Annotated in this window: 18 protein-coding genes; 16 read left to right on the forward strand and 2 right to left on the reverse strand. The window is 47.7% G+C overall.

Going from position 1 to position 17,123, the window contains the following annotated elements; genetic code table 11:
• Positions 1-107 precede the first annotated feature (107 nt).
• The 14 genes from gspC (at position 108) to CLC91_RS00450 (ending at position 13,201) form a co-directional block, all read left to right on the forward strand.
• Positions 108-992: a type II secretion system protein GspC gene (gene gspC / locus CLC91_RS00385; protein WP_095496979.1), complete on the forward strand. Its 885-nt coding sequence runs from the start codon at positions 108-110 to the stop codon at positions 990-992.
• 60 nt (positions 993-1,052) lie between these two features.
• The gene (gene gspD, locus CLC91_RS00390; RefSeq protein WP_408634194.1) at positions 1,053-3,176 is read left to right on the forward strand and encodes a type II secretion system secretin GspD; all 2,124 of its coding nucleotides are present in this window, start codon (positions 1,053-1,055) and stop codon (positions 3,174-3,176) included.
• Positions 3,169-4,770: a type II secretion system ATPase GspE gene (gene gspE / locus CLC91_RS00395; protein WP_095499786.1), complete on the forward strand. Its 1,602-nt coding sequence runs from the start codon at positions 3,169-3,171 to the stop codon at positions 4,768-4,770. Before gspD ends, gspE begins: the two co-directional genes overlap by 8 nt.
• Positions 4,771-4,773: 3 nt before the next feature.
• Positions 4,774-5,994, forward strand: coding sequence for a type II secretion system inner membrane protein GspF (gene gspF, locus CLC91_RS00400; RefSeq protein WP_095496982.1), 1,221 nt, complete (start codon positions 4,774-4,776; stop codon positions 5,992-5,994).
• Positions 5,995-6,022: 28 nt separating this feature from the next.
• Positions 6,023-6,460: a type II secretion system major pseudopilin GspG gene (gspG, locus tag CLC91_RS00405; RefSeq protein ID WP_095496983.1), complete on the forward strand. Its 438-nt coding sequence runs from the start codon at positions 6,023-6,025 to the stop codon at positions 6,458-6,460.
• A gap of 3 nt (positions 6,461-6,463) precedes the next feature.
• Positions 6,464-7,105, forward strand: a complete 642-nt coding sequence (gene gspH, locus CLC91_RS00410) for a type II secretion system minor pseudopilin GspH (RefSeq protein WP_095496984.1) — start codon at positions 6,464-6,466, stop codon at positions 7,103-7,105.
• Positions 7,102-7,470 carry a type II secretion system minor pseudopilin GspI gene (gspI, locus tag CLC91_RS00415; protein WP_095496985.1) on the forward strand — a complete coding sequence of 123 codons (369 nt, stop codon included), beginning with the start codon at positions 7,102-7,104 and terminating at the stop codon, positions 7,468-7,470. The genes gspH and gspI overlap by 4 nt, the downstream gene beginning before the upstream one ends.
• Entirely contained in the window at positions 7,451-8,197 is a 747-nt protein-coding gene (gene gspJ / locus CLC91_RS00420) for a type II secretion system minor pseudopilin GspJ (RefSeq protein ID WP_095499787.1), read from the forward strand. Before gspI ends, gspJ begins: the two co-directional genes overlap by 20 nt.
• Positions 8,197-9,198 (forward strand): type II secretion system minor pseudopilin GspK, encoded by a 1,002-nt coding sequence (gene gspK / locus CLC91_RS00425; protein WP_095496987.1) that lies wholly within the window; start codon positions 8,197-8,199, stop codon positions 9,196-9,198. Before gspJ ends, gspK begins: the two co-directional genes overlap by 1 nt.
• On the forward strand, positions 9,195-10,397 hold the full coding sequence (gene gspL / locus CLC91_RS00430; RefSeq protein ID WP_095496988.1) for a type II secretion system protein GspL: 1,203 nt from the start codon (positions 9,195-9,197) through the stop codon (positions 10,395-10,397). Before gspK ends, gspL begins: the two co-directional genes overlap by 4 nt.
• Positions 10,398-10,399: 2 nt before the next feature.
• Positions 10,400-10,870: a type II secretion system protein GspM gene (gspM, locus tag CLC91_RS00435; protein WP_095496989.1), complete on the forward strand. Its 471-nt coding sequence runs from the start codon at positions 10,400-10,402 to the stop codon at positions 10,868-10,870.
• Positions 10,871-10,881: 11 nt separating this feature from the next.
• Positions 10,882-11,643 (forward strand): type II secretion system protein N, encoded by a 762-nt coding sequence (locus CLC91_RS00440; protein WP_095496990.1) that lies wholly within the window; start codon positions 10,882-10,884, stop codon positions 11,641-11,643.
• 160 nt (positions 11,644-11,803) lie between these two features.
• Positions 11,804-12,220 carry a hypothetical protein gene (locus tag CLC91_RS00445; protein ID WP_095499788.1) on the forward strand — a complete coding sequence of 139 codons (417 nt, stop codon included), beginning with the start codon at positions 11,804-11,806 and terminating at the stop codon, positions 12,218-12,220.
• Between the two features lie 408 nt (positions 12,221-12,628).
• Positions 12,629-13,201 (forward strand): outer membrane beta-barrel protein, encoded by a 573-nt coding sequence (locus tag CLC91_RS00450; protein WP_095499789.1) that lies wholly within the window; start codon positions 12,629-12,631, stop codon positions 13,199-13,201.
• 45 nt (positions 13,202-13,246) lie between these two features.
• Here CLC91_RS00450 and CLC91_RS00455 read toward each other — a convergent pair whose 3' ends face one another.
• A complete protein-coding gene (locus CLC91_RS00455; RefSeq protein WP_095496993.1) occupies positions 13,247-14,524 on the reverse strand; it encodes a peptidoglycan DD-metalloendopeptidase family protein in 1,278 nt (425 codons plus the stop codon).
• Between the two features lie 217 nt (positions 14,525-14,741).
• Here CLC91_RS00455 and nudE point away from each other — a divergent pair, with 217 nt between their 5' ends.
• On the forward strand, positions 14,742-15,296 hold the full coding sequence (gene nudE / locus CLC91_RS00460; RefSeq protein ID WP_095499790.1) for an ADP compounds hydrolase NudE: 555 nt from the start codon (positions 14,742-14,744) through the stop codon (positions 15,294-15,296).
• Between the two features lie 15 nt (positions 15,297-15,311).
• Positions 15,312-16,130, forward strand: a complete 819-nt coding sequence (gene cysQ / locus CLC91_RS00465) for a 3'(2'),5'-bisphosphate nucleotidase CysQ (RefSeq protein ID WP_095499791.1) — start codon at positions 15,312-15,314, stop codon at positions 16,128-16,130.
• Here the strand turns inward: cysQ and CLC91_RS00470 are convergent, their stop codons facing one another.
• A complete protein-coding gene (locus CLC91_RS00470; protein ID WP_095499792.1) occupies positions 16,131-17,039 on the reverse strand; it encodes an aldose epimerase family protein in 909 nt (302 codons plus the stop codon).
• Positions 17,040-17,123: the final 84 nt, after the last annotated feature.

Consider the following 17,123-nt stretch of genomic DNA (forward strand, 5'->3'; position numbering starts at 1 on the left):
CTTGCTTGCTCTGAGAAATACGGGGTAACATAGACCCTTATTGGCTATAACATATAATTACAATAGATTAGGCGCATTGAAGCTGCTTAATAAAGTGGCTAAAAACTATGGATGTATTAGAAAAAACGCTAAATCAGATAAAGTCTATTCCACAAGCCCCCATTGCTAGTGGCGCTTTTGCGATCTTGCTGATAATCGCCATCTATTTAGTAGCTCAAATCAGTTGGAGTTTAATCGATACGCCGGCTCCTGCGAGCAACTGGTCTCCGCAGATAACGTCGTCAGCTAAATCCACTTCAGTATCGGTGTCTAAACTCGTTGATAGTCACTTATTTGGTGAGTACGACAAAGAGACTGCTGAGAAACCGAAAGAAGTGGTTGTCGAGCAGGTCATTGATGCCCCTAAAACCAGTTTGAGCTTGTTGCTCACTGGGGTGGTGGCGTCCACTGAACAAACTCGAGGATTGGCCATTATTGAGGCCGGTGGCAGCCAAGAAACCTACGGCATTGGTGACACCATTAAAGGCCAGTCTGCATCCATCAAAGAAGTGTATGCTGATCGTATTATCATCACTAACCGTGGTCGCTACGAAACATTGATGTTGGATGGCATAAAATACACCAGCCAGCCAAGTCAACCGGTGAAACCTAGAGCCGCGCCCACAAGCCGTTCCAATAGCCGCAGTGTCGCCATTGACCGTAAAGAGCTTTTAAAAGACCCAAGCAAACTAACAGATATAGTATCGATAACCCCCGTAACTCGCTCTGGCGAAACCTTAGGGTATCGACTCAACCCAGGTCGCGATGGCAAGTTGTTTCGTGATGCAGGGCTTAAACCAAACGATTTAGCAAAATCCATTAATGGATACGATTTGACCGACGCCATGCAAGCCATGGAGTTGATGTCACAACTGGCCGAACTGAGCGATGTCTCGGTTATGGTTGAACGTGATGGACAGTTAGTAGAAGTTAATCTTAGCGTACCGCAATAGACGGGCTTAGAGGAAAGTATGATTATTAAAAGGGTAAAAATGGGGTTGTTGGCGTCTTTAATGGCGGCCACCTGCGCGATGAGCAGCACCACCATTGCCGAGGAAGCACTGTACGCAGCCAACTTTAAGGGAACCGATATTCAGGAATTCATCAACATTGTTGGTAAGAACCTGAATCGCACTATTATTGTAGACCCAACCGTTCGTGGCAAAGTCAATGTGCGCTCTTATGACATGCTTACCGATGAACAATATTATCAATTCTTCTTAAACGTATTGCAGGTCTACGGTTATGCCATCATTGAGATGGACAACAACATCATCAAGGTCATTAAAGATAAAGACGCCAAAGTAGCCAACATTCGAGTTGCCGACGATGACTCGCCGGGCGTTGGTGACGAAATGGTCACCCGAATCGTGCCTTTGTATAACGTTGAAGCGAAGCAATTAGCGCCTTTATTGCGTCAGTTAAACGACAACGCCGGTGGCGGTAACGTGGTTAACTACGATCCGTCCAATGTATTGATGATTACCGGCCGTGCAGCGGTTGTAAACAAACTCGTGGAAGTCGTTAAACGTGTAGACCGTCAGGGTGATACCGCCATGAAAGTGGTGAAGCTTAAGTACGCTTCTGCTGGCGAATTGGTGCGTATTGTTGAAACCTTATATCGCGCTCAAGGGCAGGGCAGCAGTGCCGGTAAGGCCCCAAAAGTCGTCGCCGATGAACGTACGAACTCGGTCATCATCAGTGGTGACGAGAAAAGTCGCGAGCGGGTGGTGGAGTTAATTAAGCGTCTTGACGGTGAATTGGAAAGCACTGGTAACACTAAGGTGGTGTACCTTAAGCACGCCAAAGCTGAAGACTTGGTGCAAGTGTTGTCAGGCTTTGCCGAAACCTTACAAGCGCAAAGTGACGCCGCCAGCGGCAGTTCATCTAATGCTCGCGGTAATGATCGCCGCAGTAAAATTACCATCATGGCGCACAACGATACCAACGCCTTGGTTATTAACGCAGAACCGGACCAAATGCGTACCTTAGATACGGTGATTCGCCAGCTCGACATTCGTCGCGCACAAGTGTTGGTTGAAGCCATCATTGTTGAAGTGGCTGAAGGTGACAACGTTGGTTTTGGTGTGCAATGGGCTACTGCCGCCGGTGGTGGTACTCAGTTTAATAACCTAGGCCCAACCATCGGTGAGATTGGTGCCGGTATTTGGCAAGCACAACCGGAAGACGGAACCACCGTTTGTACCGAAAATGGCACCTGTACCGAGAATCCTGAGAAACGCGGTGACATTACCTTGTTGGCACAAGCTTTAGGTAAAGTGAATGGTATGGCCTGGGGCATTGCCTTTGGTGACTTTGGTGCCATTGTTCAAGCCGTGTCATCGGACACCAACTCTAACGTTCTAGCAACGCCATCAATTACCACCCTAGATAACCAAGAAGCCTCCTTCATCGTGGGTGATGAAGTGCCTATTCTTACCGGCTCTACAGCCGGCTCTAACAATGACAACCCGTTCTCTACCGTAGAGCGTAAAGAAGTGGGTGTGAAGCTTAAAGTTGTCCCACAAATTAACGAAGGCAAGTCAGTTAAACTAACCATTGAGCAAGAAGTTTCGAACGTAAACGGCCAAACCGCGGTTGACGTTACTTTTGCGACGCGTCGCCTGACCACCACGGTTATGGCAGATTCTGGTCAAATAGTGGTGCTTGGTGGATTGCTTAACGAGCAAGTGCAAGAGAGCGTACAAAAAGTACCGTTCTTGGGTGATATTCCAATTATTGGACACTTGTTCAAGTCGTCGAACTCAGCGACCCGTAAAACCAATCTTATGGTATTCATTAAACCCACCATTATTCGCGATGGGTTAACCATGACGGGCGTTACTGGCCGCAAATACAATTACTTCCGGGCCTTGCAGTTAGAGCAACAAGACAAGGGCGTTAACTTAATGCCGAATACTGACGTTCCAGTATTGGAAGATTGGGACCAAGAAGCCTACCTGCCTGATGAAGTGAATAAGATTTTGGATCAGTATCGCAGCGGTGAAGGGTTGACTACGCCAATGCGAGAAACCGACAGCACCTTACGAGCGTTGCAAGAGTCGAAAGATAAAGACAAGCAAAAACAGGCTGAGCAAGAACAGCAGGCCGAAAGCACGGAAGGTCAAGATGACTGAGCAAAAGCAACCCGCAGCGGAGGTTGATGAGCAGCACCCGCTTGCTGCTGAGCCTCAGGCCTTGGATGCCGAAGAGGCTCAAACGCTAGACGACATCGAGGAGCAAGAGTTATCGCTCCCTTGGCGTCTGCCCTTTGCCTTTGCTAAACGAAACGAATTGGTGATTCATCATAAAGAGGAATCGCCGGAATCAGAATTGGTATTGTTTCATACTGAGAACACTCAGTTATCCTCTATGCTAGAGGCGTGCCGTGTAGCCGGTGCTAACTTACCTTTAGTGAAGTTAGACGATAAAGCCTTCGATGAAATGTTAACGATGGCTTATCAGCAAGATTCGTCAGAAGCACAGCAAATGATGGAAGACATCGGCAACGAGATGGACTTGTTCACCCTTGCCGAAGAATTGCCTCAAACCGAAGATTTATTAGAAACCGAAGACGATGCGCCGATCATTAAGTTGATTAACGCACTGTTATCCGAAGCCATTAAAGAAGAAGCGTCGGATATCCACATTGAGACCTATGAGAAGCAATTGGTGGTGCGTTTTCGTGTTGATGGCGTGCTTAAAGAAGTGCTTAAACCCAACCGTAAATTATCGTCGCTATTGGTATCGCGTATCAAAGTAATGGCGCGATTGGATATTGCGGAAAAGCGAGTTCCTCAAGACGGTCGTATTTCCTTAAGAATTGGTGGTCGAGCCGTAGACGTGCGGGTTTCAACCATGCCTTCCAGTCATGGTGAGCGTGTGGTGTTGCGTCTTTTAGATAAGAATGCCGGACGCCTTGATTTGGCCCAATTGGGCATGACCCCAAGCGTTCGTGAAAAGTTTGATGGGTTAATTCGAAAACCCCACGGCATTATTTTGGTGACCGGTCCAACCGGCTCAGGTAAATCCACCACGCTTTATGCGGGCTTGAATGAAATTAACTCACGCGACCGTAACATCTTAACCGTTGAAGATCCTATTGAATACGAATTAGAAGGCATTGGTCAAACTCAAGTAAACACCAAAGTCGACATGACGTTTGCTCGTGGACTGCGCGCCATTTTGCGACAAGATCCCGATGTGGTGATGGTGGGTGAGATTCGAGACTTGGTTACGGGACAAATTGGTGTGCAAGCCTCGCTTACCGGCCACTTGGTTTTATCTACGCTGCACACAAACACAGCATCCGGCGCCATTACTCGTTTGCAAGATATGGGCATTGAGCCATTTTTGGTGTCTTCCAGTTTGCTGGGCGTCTTGGCGCAACGACTCATTCGAACCTTATGTCCCGATTGTAAACAAGCGCATACCCCTGAGCCTCGCGAGCGCGATTTAATGGGGTTAGACGACAAGTTTAACGGCGTTATTTACCATGCGGTTGGCTGTGAGCATTGCAACTTCAATGGTTATCGTGGACGTACCGGTATTCATGAATTGTTGGTGGTTGATGACGACATTCGTGAGCTCATCCATAACGGTAAAGGCGAGCTTGCCATCGAGCGTTATTTGCGAGCCCATAACCCAAGCATTCGCCAAGACGGCATAGAGAAAGTGCTTGCAGGGAAGACTACCCTAGAAGAGGTTATGCGGGTTACCCGCGAGGAATAAACTATGCCGGCATTTGAGTATCAAGCATTTACTAAGGCTGGAAAAAAAGCCAACGGCGTTATCGAGGCCGATACCGCTCGCCAAGCTCGTGGTTTATTGCGCGACCAAGGCTTAATGCCAACCTCGGTTGAGCCGGTTGCAGAAAAAGAGAAAAAACAACGCAAAGTTAAAACACAGCTGTTCAAAAAGCGTATTTCTGCCGACGAATTGGCGCTGTTGACGCGTCAAATAGCAACGCTGGTGGCGTCCGGCATGCCGATTGAAGAATCGCTAAAGGCGGTTGCTCAACAAACCGAAAAAGCGCGCTTGTCATCGATGATCATGGCGGTGCGCTCACGGGTTGTTGAGGGGTACTCAATGGCGGATTCCTTGGCAGAGTTTCCCCATGTGTTTGATGAGCTGTTTGTTGCCATGGTGGCTTCCGGCGAAAAATCCGGTCACCTAGAGGTGGTGCTCAATCGCTTGGCCGATTACACCGAGCGCCGCCAGCAGTTAAAATCAAAGATGACTCAAGCCATGATCTATCCGGTCATGCTGACCTTAGTCGCCATATCCGTTATCGCCATTTTGTTATCGGCAGTTGTGCCTCAGGTGATTAGCCAATTCGAGCATATGGGGCAAGACTTACCCGCGACCACTCAATTTTTAATTGCCGCATCGGACTTTGTTCGCGGGTACGGCTTATGGATCCTAGGTCTTATTGTTATTGGTGTTACCGTTTGGCGACAGTTGTTGCTGCGACCAGCTATTCGCCTGCGCTACGATTCGTGGATTTTGAATGTGCCGGTAATCGGAAAAGTAGCCAAAGGCCTGAACACCGCTCGTTTTGCCCGTACACTCAGTATTTTAACTGCCAGTGCTGTGCCCTTATTAGAGGCGATGCGCATTGCCTCCGATGTATTGCTCAATCGTAAGGTGAAAGATGCGGTGGCAGAGGCGACGTCTCGAGTTCGTGAAGGAACCAGTTTGCGAGCCGCTTTACAAAATACCAAACTTTTTCCGCCAATGATGCTCTATATGATAGCGTCCGGTGAAAAATCCGGTCAGCTGGAACAAATGCTAGAGCGGGCTGCCGATAACCAAGATCGTGAGTTTGAAGGGCAAGTTAATTTAGCTTTAGGTGTCTTTGAACCCATGTTGGTGGTTAGTATGGCGGCAGTAGTGTTGTTTATTGTGATGGCCATCCTGCAACCGATTTTAGAATTGAATAATATGATTGGCTAATATAGCCCAATCTTAAAGAGAGAAACGCATGAACAGACAAAGCAAGCGCCAAACCGGTTTTACCCTACTCGAAGTAATGGTTGTTATTGTTATTTTGGGTATTTTGGCTTCATTAGTGGTACCTAACCTAATGGGTAACAAGGAGCAAGCGGACCGCCAAAAAGCGGTGTCCGATATTGTAGCGCTTGAAAGTGCCTTAGATATGTACCGTTTGAACAACAACCGCTACCCAACCACTGAACAAGGTTTGGATGCTTTGGTGAATCGTCCAACCATTTCACCAGAGCCGCGTAATTACCCAGATGGTGGATTCATTAAGCGTTTGCCAACGGATCCTTGGGGCAATGAGTACCTGTTAGTCAGCCCAGGTGAGTTTGGTCGCGTAGACGTGTTTTCAATGGGCCCAGACATGGAGCCAGGAACCGACGATGACATCGGTAACTGGAACCTAAACGAGCATCAATAACCTATGATTAGACGCCGCCAGTCCGGCTTTACCTTATTAGAAGTTATGCTGGTGGTGTTGCTAATCGGTATGAGTGCCGCTGCCGTGGTGCTCAGTATGTCCACCAACTCGGTGGAAGATGAGCTGAAGAAGCAAGCTCAAAAGTTTATGGCGGTAACTGAAATTGCATTGCAAGAAGCGACGTTATCCGGACGCTTTGCCGGCATTTTAGTTGAAGATAACAGTTACTCGTTTTTGGTTTACGACGATGAAGTTCGCCGCGCAACCGAAACCGATGAGCAAAAAAAACAGCGCCGTCTTAATCAAAGCAATCTTCCTAAATGGCTAGCCCTGAGCGGGCGTCGTGGTTTTGAGCGGCAAACAATGGCGCAAGGCATTGACCTTGAGCTCACCATTGACGGCCTGCCGTTGGACCAAGAAGAGGACGGTGGCGAATCATGGTTTGATGATGATTTTATTGAAGCCACTAATGCCAATAAGCACCCAGAGCCGCAACTGTTATTGTTTCCCTCCGGAGAGATGACCGCCTTTGAACTGATATTCGCCTCTAAAAATGATAAAGGTGAAGACGTTATTGTAGAAGTAATCGGTGACCCCCTTGGTCGTATGCACATTGTTGGCGAAGAGCCTGAGGATGAGCAATGAGACGCCAAGGTGGAATGACGCTATTAGAAGTCATGGTTGCCTTGGCGGTGTTTGCCATTGCTGCGGTTTCCATGTCTAAGAGTTTGACGGATCAGGTGAGCAACCTACCGGTGCTTAAAGAGCGCACCTTAGCGCAGTGGGTAGCTGATAATCAAATGGTAGAAACCCGTTTAAGTGAACCGTTTCCCGAGTTAGGTGAGAAGCGCGGTGATACCGAATTGTATGAGCAAACTTGGTATTGGAAACGAAAAGTCGTTAAAACCAGCGATGATAAATTTCGCAAAGTGACCGTGGAAGTCAGTGACGATGATCGATTCGAACGGGTGATAATGGAGGTAAGCACTTATGTTGCGAAGCTCGATTAACGCTCGCGGATTCACCCTGCTTGAAATGCTCATTGCAATCGCCATTTTTGCCATGATTGGCTTAGCCAGTAATGCCGTACTGCAAACCACCATTAATCAAAACGATTTAACTCAAGTGTATTCTGATCACTTAAGGGATCTGCAGCAGGGCATGGGTGTGATAGAAAGGGACTTGTCGCAGTTGGTGGCTCGCACTTTTCGTGGTGACGAAGAGCACGGCAGCGCAGTTATCATTAAAGACAATAATCTGTTGGATTCGGAAGGCGAAACACTTATTTTTCATCGCATTGGGTGGTTAAATCCAGACGGTATTTTGCCGCGAGGTAGCATTCAAAGCGTAGCTTACCGCCTGTTCGAGGGTAAACTTGAGCGACTGAGCTTTCCTTACCCAGACCCAATTATTGATGATGAGCCAAACATAGTGACCTTGGCCAGCGATGTCGTAGAAGTGAGATATTCATTCTATTATGAAGGCAGCTGGAGCAAGACAGTAAAGAACGATGCGTTGCCGAAAGGAATTGCCATTGAACTGGAGTTCGAAGACAACGTTCGAGCCATGCGCAAGTTTTTGGTGCCCGCCGGGGCTATTGCCAGCTCAAACAATGACGATGATGGCTCAAACGAAAACGGCAACAACGGTGGTAGTGGTAACAATAGCGGTGGCAATAACAATGGTTCTGGCTCGGGCTCTGGCTCGGATTCAGGTGAGCCGGAGGAGGGGCCGTAATGGTGACTGCGCGCAAACAGCGAGGCATGGCGTTGTTAGTGGTGATGATGGTGGTAGCCATCATCGCAGCTTTAGCGGTTAAAATCAGCGGTCGCACTCAAGTTGCTTTGCAAAGAACCCTCAACCTGGCGCAATACGATCAAGCTTATTGGTATGCCATGTCGGCAGAGGAGCTGGCAAAGAAAGTATTGAAACAAGACTTGGATGACAGCGAAGGGCGTGTTCATTTACAACAATACTGGGCCAGTCCCAACATTGTCTTTCCTGTGGATGATGGCCAAATAGCGGGCCAAATTACCGATATGCGCTCTTGCTTTAACCTCAATGCGTTAAGCGTTAAGCCAACCGAGCAAGAACAACAGCAAGCACAAGGTTTTACCTTATCATTAGCCGCGAAACAGTACCAAGCCATGTTAGAGGCGTTAGAGATTGATAGTTATGGGGCAGAGCGGCTCACCCATACCTTAGTTGACTACGTTGACAGTGATACAGAGATGAGTCCCTATGGCGCTGAAGATGCGGATTACGAAAGTCGTAAGGTGCCCTACCGTGCAGCGAACACATTAATGAATCACCGCAGTGAGTTGCGAGCGGTTATTGGCTACAATCAAGCTTTGTATCAAAGATTACAAGACTTGGTTTGTGCGATTCCAGGCGAGGACTCGCAGGTGCTCAATGTGAACACCATAAAGCCGGAGAACGCCGAACTGATGGTGGGGATGCTTCAGGGTGAGATAAGCCTAAGTGACGCACAAAGTTTAATTAATCAAAGACCCGCCTCTGGTTGGGAAAAAATAGAAGAGTTTTGGGAAGAGTCAGCTGTTCGGTCATTAACCGTGTCCGACAGCATTAAAAGTAGCTTTGTCATCACGAGCAGCTACTTTGATGTGCAGTCGGCGGCAAAGGTCGACGAGAGCATTTTCAGACTGTCCAGCGTGATGAAAAAGGGTGGAAACAATCAAATGCAAGTACTAACCCGCCAGTTTGGAGGGCAACGATGAGCGAACAAGTAACGATTAGGCTGGGCAGAGATTACGATCAGCCGATACAATGGCTGGTGTACTCGAGCACAGAAGACGAAGTCATTGCATCCGGAGAAATCGCCAACGCCGAAGAGCTGAACCAATTAACGGAACGCTGCGCTGGCAAAACGGTGGATGTGTTGGTGCCCGCCAGTTCGCTAACCTTGACTACAGTGACGCTACCAGAAAAAGGTCACCGACAAGCGCTCAAAGCGCTGCCGTTTATGTTAGAAGAAGAGCTGGCGCAAGATGTTGAGCAGCTTCACTTTGTGGTGGGTCCCATTGAGGGTAACCAAGCCAGCGTCGCTGTGGTGGCGAAGCAATTAATGGCGGGCTGGTTGGCTTGGCTTGCGGATGCCGAAATTAGCGCTCGCCGGATCGTAGTCGACGCATTAGCGTTGCCATGGCAGCCCCAGCAATGGTCTATGGTGGAAATGGATGGTCAATGGTTGATTCGTCAACAACAAGCCATTGCCTTGGCCGTAGATAAATCGTGGTTAACCATGATTGCTGCCAAAACCGTTGCACATTGCGCTGAGCAGGAAGTGGACACACCGGTAGTTGCCGCTTATTCCCCCCTAGATCTGCCCATGATGGACGTTCAACAGCAAACCCTTGAGCTGCCCATGCTGACCCTTGCAAAAGGCGCAGCTTCGGCACCCATGAATTTATTGGTGGGTGAGTTTGCGCCTAAACGGGAATACTTTAAGCACATTCAGGTTTGGAAAAAAGTAGCTGCGGTCCTCGTAGTTTGCTTTGTGCTTGGGGTCATTAATAACGGTATTCAGTGGTATCGCTATAGCCAACAAGCGCAGCAAACCCAACAGCAGTCAATTGATATTTATAAGAAGATGTTTAACAGCACCCCGCGTGCTGGACTGTTAAGAACCCAAATCGACTCAAAGCTAAGAGAGTTGCAAGGCGGTCAAGGCGGCAGTCAGGTATTTGCAATTATGGATACCTTAGATCCCGCGTTTGACAAAGTGCCTCAGCTTAAACTGACTGGAATTCGTTACGATGCCAATCGTGGTGAGTTGCGCCTCAGCATTAAGGCTCCAAACTTTAGTCAGGTTGAGCAGTTTGAGCAGCTGGCTAAAGAAGATTTTCAAGTGAGCACCGGTTCAATGAATAACAGCGATGAACTGATAACCGGCACCATCACCATTAAGGAATTTTAGACATGAAAGAATGGTGGAATAATCTCGATCTACGAGAGCGAAAACTGGCCATTGTCGCGGCAATATTCGTAGCCATTGGTGTTCTATACTGGGGCGTTTGGCAACCGGTAGCTAACGGTCGAGAGGCGGCGGAAACTCGCTACAACTCTCAACAACGCTTGCTCGAGCATGTGCAGCAGACCGCTAATCAAATTGCCAGCATTCGAGCTTCTGGTGGTAACCAGGGCACTCGCAGTGGCAGCTTGCAAAGCATTGCCAGTCGCACCGCACCCAGCTATCAGTTATCCATCACTCGGTTTAACCCGAGCAACAATAAGTTGCAATTAAGCATGGACGACGCGCCCTTTGATAACCTAGCCAATTGGTTGGCCGTGCTGGTTAATCAGTATGGTGTGGTTATCGATAATGTGGAAGTGACCGAAACCGATATCCCTGGTGTCGTTCGCATTCGTCGACTTACGTTGGCTAAGTAGTAGGAAATTTTGTGTCGAAATTAAAAATCATTATTGCCTCCATACTCCTATATCTGGTTTTTATGGTGGCATTATTTCCAGCACGGTTTGCCGTGAAGTTGGCGCCTTTGCCAAATCATGTGCAGCTCAATCAGGTGTCCGGTTCACTGTGGCAGGGTAAGGTTGGGCAATTGGTTGTAGGGCGATACCACATTGACCAGCTGGCTTGGGAGATGCATCCATGGCAACTGTTTACCGGAGAAGCTGCGCTGTCTTTTACTGTAGGAAAAAGTCGTTCTTCGCTTCGTGGTCACGGTGATATTGGCTATGGTTTATCCGGGTTACGTATTTCGCAACTTAAAGTGATTGGCGATATTTCCTATTGGGCACCGTCGACTATGTTACCGCTGCGGTCTAAGGCCACCGGTCAAGTCGAAGTCTTTATTGCCAACTATCAGCAAGGACAGCCTTATTGCGAGTCCATGCAAGGCCAAGTCGAAGCCTTAACCTTAGATGTGAATAATCAATTTGGGGAATTTCCGCTGGGAGACATTCGCTTAGACCTGAGTTGCGACAACGGAAAACTGCTGGCTACCGCCAGCGAAGACGCCAATCAGCTTGGGGCTCAGGGGCAGTTTAGCCTCGATGAGGGCGGTGTGTATCAGTTGTCCGCGAGCATTCGTAAAGTCGACAGTCAGCCTGAGCAATTGCAAAAAGCATTGTCGTTTCTGGGGAAACCCGATGCGAAAGGTCGTTACCCACTCGAGTTCTCAGGAAAAATTCCTGGCTTCTAATGAGCGCGATAAAGCATCCTTAGTTATTGATAAAGCGCCTATAATGGCGCTTTTTTATTCTGAGAAACCGGAACAACACTTTCTTAAGGGGCTACAACACATAGTATTTTATACAGCTTGGCTAAAGTAATTCCATAGCACAACGTCAATGGAATTTATTATGAGAACAAACAGCGAACGCTTCGTTTTTACTTTTGCCCCTGTAGAAGTCGACATTGAAGAGCAGCAGCTCGAAACCTTTGAACCGGTGAAGCCGGAAATGTTCGACACCAGCGATTCAAAACCTGAACTTGTTGCCGAGCAAGCGCCTAAGCAGACCGCAGCAGCGTCCAAGGCCAAAGTTAAGTCAGCGCAGGCTAAATCTCAGGCTCATAAAAGTAAACCTCATAATAGCCAATGGCAGGACCATCAGTTTAACAAGGTTGCGAAACCAGGGCACAAGATGCCAATGCAATTTAATGCAGTGGTAGAAGAGGAGCCAGCGCCACTGGGACGCAACCAATGTCGCAGCGCAAAAAACAAAGTCGTTCAAGTTAAGTACCGCAATAAACGACGCACCTTATCTTTGGATGCTTAGCGCCAACCATTGACGTGCCATAAATCGCCAGCTTATTTGCTGGCTTTTTTATGCCCAAAAGAGCGGTTAACACATAAGTAACGGCTTAAAAAATGCCCATCTATAATAAAAAATAATTATTTTACGATTAATTTTCTATCTAAATATTCGCGGTCACCTTCCGTTTATATACTTAAATTTAACCACGACACACCTTTAACTTATTGTATTTTATTGATGTAAAATATCCAATACCAAACAATAGTTCCTAAAGCTATTTTTGACTGCTCTTATCGTTATAATTAAAATTTATCACCGTGAAATTTGAGTTTTTATTTTTCTCCGTAAACTTGCCATCAACTTGAAACGAACCAGTCACTAACGACTGACTTACTTTAACTTTGAAAACTTAACAAACGGAGTTTACTCATGAAAAAGCAAATCTTAGCCCTACTAGCCGTATCTGTATTAGCTGCACCAGCCATGGCCGCTGACAATAACCAATGGTTCATTGGTGCCGAAGCCGGTGTGAGCACCGACGCTCTTAAAAAAGGCGCAACTAAAGACGACCGCCGCGCTGAGTTTGGCATCAAGGCTGGTAAATACTTTGGCGACCAAGACCAAGTGCGTACTTACATTACTTACCGTGGTGAGCAAGATGGCAAAAAAGGCGATCACATTAAATCTCGCAGCCTATTAGTGTCTGCCGATTACCTTGTTGGCTTGAACCAAGCAAACACCATTAACTGGTTCGTTGGTGCGACTGCCGGTGTTACTCGCATCTCTGAGCGCGTAGGTCCTGAGTTGGCTTCTTCTAAGAAGAACACTGACGACGCCGTTAACAACTTAGCTTACGGTGCGCAAACCGGTTTCAAATTTGACCTAGGTAAGAACTTCGAAATGGAGTTAGGCTACCAATACTTGCGCCACACTGGTAAAAAAGACGAAATTCGTTTCGCTAACGACCAACGCATCAACCTAGGTGCTTCGTTCAAGTTCTAATCGAACTTTATAACAAAAACGCCCGCTGTTTAGCGGGCGTTTTTGTTAGCTTAAGTCCAACATGAGTTGTCGTTGCTTAACCAATTTAAAGTACTGCGGCTGTTGCGACTTCGCCAGTTTTTCGGAGCGGGGCAAATGCACTTTAAGCGGATCCACAGGACGACCATTAACGTGTAATTCGTAGTGCAGATGCGGCCCTGTTATGCGTCCTGTAGCGCCGGAACGCGCAATCACCTGACCTTGACGCACGGTTTGACCCGGCGATACTAACGCTCTGGATAAATGAAGAAAACGGGTGCGGTATCTGTCGCCATGTTGAATCACCACGTAACGACCGGCAAATCTGTGGTTGGTAACGGTGCGCACCACACCATCAGCTGGGGCTAACACCGGCGTTCCTACTGGGGTAGCAAAGTCCACACCATTATGAGGTCGAATAAGGCCAGTCACCGGGTGCTTGCGTTTGGGGTCGAATCGGGAGCTGATGCGAAACTTGCCACGATAAGGCCGCTCTAAAAAACCTTGGCTTAAGCCATTGGCATTTTCGTCATAAAAGTGACCGTCGTTGTTGCGGAACACTTCAAATCGGGTATTGCCTCGTTGAAACCTGACCGCCATAATTTTGTGCTCACCAGTGGCAGCGCCATCAATGTATTGATTTTTTCTTAAAACTTGAAAGGTATCGCCTTTACGAATGCTGCGGGTGAAGTCGATTTTATCTCGAAATAATGTGCCAATGAATACCGCGTCACTGGCGGATAAACCGCTTGCTCTTGCGGCATTATAGAAGGAATTGCTTATTTCGCCGGAAATGATTTGTGGTTGCCAATTACCTTCTCGTTTGACTTCGCGGTAACTAAACTCACCACTGCTAGCTCGCTCAAATATCACTTGATGAGCCGCATTAAACACCAGTTCCAGTTTAGCCAAGTGGCCATCGTCGGTTTTCCAAAGTTTAAGCTCATGACCGGGTCGCAGAGTATCTAGCGCTAAAACCGAAAGATCAGCGTCCAGTACGTTAAGTAAGTCATGAGTCGATAATCCAGCTTGCTGAAATAGGGCGCTTAAGTTATCGCCCTCTTTGATGATGGTTTGCCACTGTGGCGTATTGATAGGCGCCGGCTCCCAAGTATCGGCAGCGAGACGTCCAATGGGGCCATTCACATCCAAAGCAATATCGATACGCTGCTGAGGCGTATACGCTGAATTTTGGCTGATCATGAGTACTGCAGCCATCATTAACACACTTGCCCCTGCTGCCAGTTGCTTGCGAGAAATTGGGGGGAATTTAGGCTGAATTTTTAATCGTTGCAGCTGCGACATAATACCTCTCAAACGTTGTCGAGGGCATACTATAAAGCAGGTTCCACTAATATAAAGGGTATTTGCAGTGATAAAGGTGGTTGCAATGCTTATTTTTTCGACGAGATCACAACATTTTCACTGGGTTTTAGGTTTAAAAAATTTTCATAATGCTATTCAAGGCGGCGTTAGCTGATATAAAGTAGGGTTAAGGCGACGATAATAAAGAGAGAAGGCCATGGCCGAACAGCGCGATAAGCCTGAAATTTTAAAAGCAGAACTGGTGGCGGAAAGTCGCCTGTTTAAAATAGAGCAGGTGCACCTGCGCTTTTCTAATGGCCAAGAGCGGCTGTACGAGAGAATGCGTGGTAATCAAAGTGGCGCGGTCATGATAGTACCGGTTTCTAATGATGGCCATTTGCTCCTTGCACAGGAATATTGCGCCGGAACCGACAGCTATGAATGGGGATTTCCCAAAGGCTTAATCGATCCGGGTGAAACGCCAGAGCAAGCGGCCAATCGAGAGCTGCAAGAAGAGCTAGGTTTTGCTGCCAATCGCTTAGTGGAATTAAAATCACTGGCATTGGCTCCCGGTTATTTCGCCAGTAAGATGCACATCTTCTTAGCTCAAGATTTGCATGAAAATTGGTTAGAGGGCGATGAGCCGGAGCCCATTGTGGTGCAGCAAGTACCCTGCGATGATTGGCAGCAATTATTGGCCAGAAAAGATTTTACCGAATCGCGTTCGGTTGCTGCTCTGTTTCTAGCTCAGCAACACTTAGGACTTAGTTAACAGGCGGGAGTATTTATGCAGCCTAAAGCCCTCATTGATGACGTTATCGACATTGCCAAATACGCTGGGCAATTAATTCGAGATATCTATGAAAACGGCCACTACCAGCAGCTCACCAAATCCGATGAAACCCCAGTCACCAGTGCCGATCTGGCGGCTCACGAATACATTATTGCGGCGCTTGCTAAGCTTACGCCCGATATTCCCATCTTGTCAGAAGAAGACGCTAATACGCCCTTGTCTTTACGCAAACACTGGAGTCGTTACTGGTTAGTGGATCCACTCGATGGCACTCAGGAGTTCATTGCCGGAAGTGGAGACTTCGCGGTCATTATTGCGTTAATTGAACACAATCAGCCCCACGTTGGGGTGGTGTATTCACCCATGACCCATGACTGCTACTACGCAATTAAGGGGCAAGGCGCCTATAAACGAACCCAACAAGGGACTGAGGTTGCTATCAGCACCAAGTCCATTGACCCTCAGCAGTTGAGCGAACTGCGCTTAGCCATCAGTCGTCGCCAGAAAACGGAAAAGCTACTGGCTCAATTAACGCCAGACCTAAACTACCCAATGCAACCTCTAGGAAGTGCAGCCCTTAAAAGTTGCCTCGTGGCCGAGGGGGGAGCCGATTGTTACGTTCGCATAGGTCCCACTGGCGAATGGGACACTGGCGCCACTCAATGCATAATCGAAGAAGCAGGGGGCGCCATTTTGTCAACCCGGCTACAGCCCCTTAGCTATAATCAGCGAGAAGGGTTTGAGAACCCGGATTTTGTGGTGATTGGCGAGCCAAGACTGGATTGGGGCAAAATTCTCATCAACCCTAACTAGCTATCTTTGCAGCGAGTGTTTGCTTAAGCGGTATTCAATGCGATGCCGGTATTTTTGATTTGGCTGCAGAAGTCCAGTGTTGAATTGGCTTTGATTGGGCCCATTAGGCACGTGCTGTGGCTCAATACACAGCCCTTGATAAGGCTTGAAAGGTTCGGCTAAATATCGCCCCTGATAATATTGATAGCCGGGCTTATCGCTCCATACTTGCAAACTCAACTGCTGAGCTTTTGATTGAATCGTTGCCATTTTCCACAATCCGCTATGCTTGTTGGTAATGATGTGGTTGTCGATATCGTGCGGCCACGCGAGAGCTTGTGCAATGCTCACCCGCTCGCCATTGGGTAGATTATTTTGGTTGTTAACCAGCACAGCATCACCCTCGAGGGTGATTTGCTGATCCTCTCCAAGATTAAAGTAGCTGTGTTGGGTAATGCTCACCGGCGTGGTTTTGGTCGTAGTGGCGCTAATGTCTATGGTTAAGCTCGCATTTTCCTTAATCTCATAGCGAACCGTTACCGCCAATTCCCCAGGAAAGCCTTGATGGCCATCGGCTAAGGTGCAAGATAGGGTTACGCTGTTGGAAGTGTGCTCAATGCAATGCCAATGTTGTTTATTGAGTCCTTCAAAACCACCGTGCAGGCAATTGTCATTTTCATTGCACGCTAAAGCATGCCAGCCAGAATCGCTTGTAAATCCGCGCTCAATCCGATTAGCGTAACGCCCAGCTATGGCACCAATATAAAAGGGATCGTCTAGGTAGTCATTTAGGTTCGGGTAGCTTAAGGTCAATGGATGTCCGTTATATTCAAATGATTGGATGATGCCCCCGAAATTTAAAATGGTGGCACTGATATCACCGGCTTGAATTGCATAGCGAGTTAAGGTCATGTTCTTTTGTGGGCTCATGGCGGGTTAGGTTTGATGTTAATACTGCGTAAAAAGTGGGCTTAATTCAAACCCGATTTTTTCATACAGGCCTAAAAAAAGCAG

The organism is Paraferrimonas haliotis (assembly GCF_002282895.1).
GTDB classification, from domain to species: domain Bacteria; phylum Pseudomonadota; class Gammaproteobacteria; order Enterobacterales; family Shewanellaceae; genus Paraferrimonas; species Paraferrimonas haliotis.

Coding starts and splice junctions, on each gene's coding strand:
- CLC91_RS00470 (WP_095499792.1), bottom strand. CDS start 17,039: ATGAGCCCACAAAAGAACATGACCTTAACTCGCTATGCAATTCAAGCC.
- cysQ (WP_095499791.1), top strand. CDS start 15,312: ATGCAGCCTAAAGCCCTCATTGATGACGTTATCGACATTGCCAAATAC.
- gspD (WP_408634194.1), top strand. CDS start 1,053: ATGGCGGCCACCTGCGCGATGAGCAGCACCACCATTGCCGAGGAAGCA.
- gspJ (WP_095499787.1), top strand. CDS start 7,451: ATGTTGCGAAGCTCGATTAACGCTCGCGGATTCACCCTGCTTGAAATG.
- gspI (WP_095496985.1), top strand. CDS start 7,102: ATGAGACGCCAAGGTGGAATGACGCTATTAGAAGTCATGGTTGCCTTG.
- gspK (WP_095496987.1), top strand. CDS start 8,197: ATGGTGACTGCGCGCAAACAGCGAGGCATGGCGTTGTTAGTGGTGATG.
- gspL (WP_095496988.1), top strand. CDS start 9,195: ATGAGCGAACAAGTAACGATTAGGCTGGGCAGAGATTACGATCAGCCG.
- gspH (WP_095496984.1), top strand. CDS start 6,464: ATGATTAGACGCCGCCAGTCCGGCTTTACCTTATTAGAAGTTATGCTG.
- gspM (WP_095496989.1), top strand. CDS start 10,400: ATGAAAGAATGGTGGAATAATCTCGATCTACGAGAGCGAAAACTGGCC.
- CLC91_RS00450 (WP_095499789.1), top strand. CDS start 12,629: ATGAAAAAGCAAATCTTAGCCCTACTAGCCGTATCTGTATTAGCTGCA.
- nudE (WP_095499790.1), top strand. CDS start 14,742: ATGGCCGAACAGCGCGATAAGCCTGAAATTTTAAAAGCAGAACTGGTG.
- gspF (WP_095496982.1), top strand. CDS start 4,774: ATGCCGGCATTTGAGTATCAAGCATTTACTAAGGCTGGAAAAAAAGCC.
- gspG (WP_095496983.1), top strand. CDS start 6,023: ATGAACAGACAAAGCAAGCGCCAAACCGGTTTTACCCTACTCGAAGTA.
- CLC91_RS00455 (WP_095496993.1), bottom strand. CDS start 14,524: ATGTCGCAGCTGCAACGATTAAAAATTCAGCCTAAATTCCCCCCAATT.
- gspC (WP_095496979.1), top strand. CDS start 108: ATGGATGTATTAGAAAAAACGCTAAATCAGATAAAGTCTATTCCACAA.
- gspE (WP_095499786.1), top strand. CDS start 3,169: ATGACTGAGCAAAAGCAACCCGCAGCGGAGGTTGATGAGCAGCACCCG.
- CLC91_RS00445 (WP_095499788.1), top strand. CDS start 11,804: ATGAGAACAAACAGCGAACGCTTCGTTTTTACTTTTGCCCCTGTAGAA.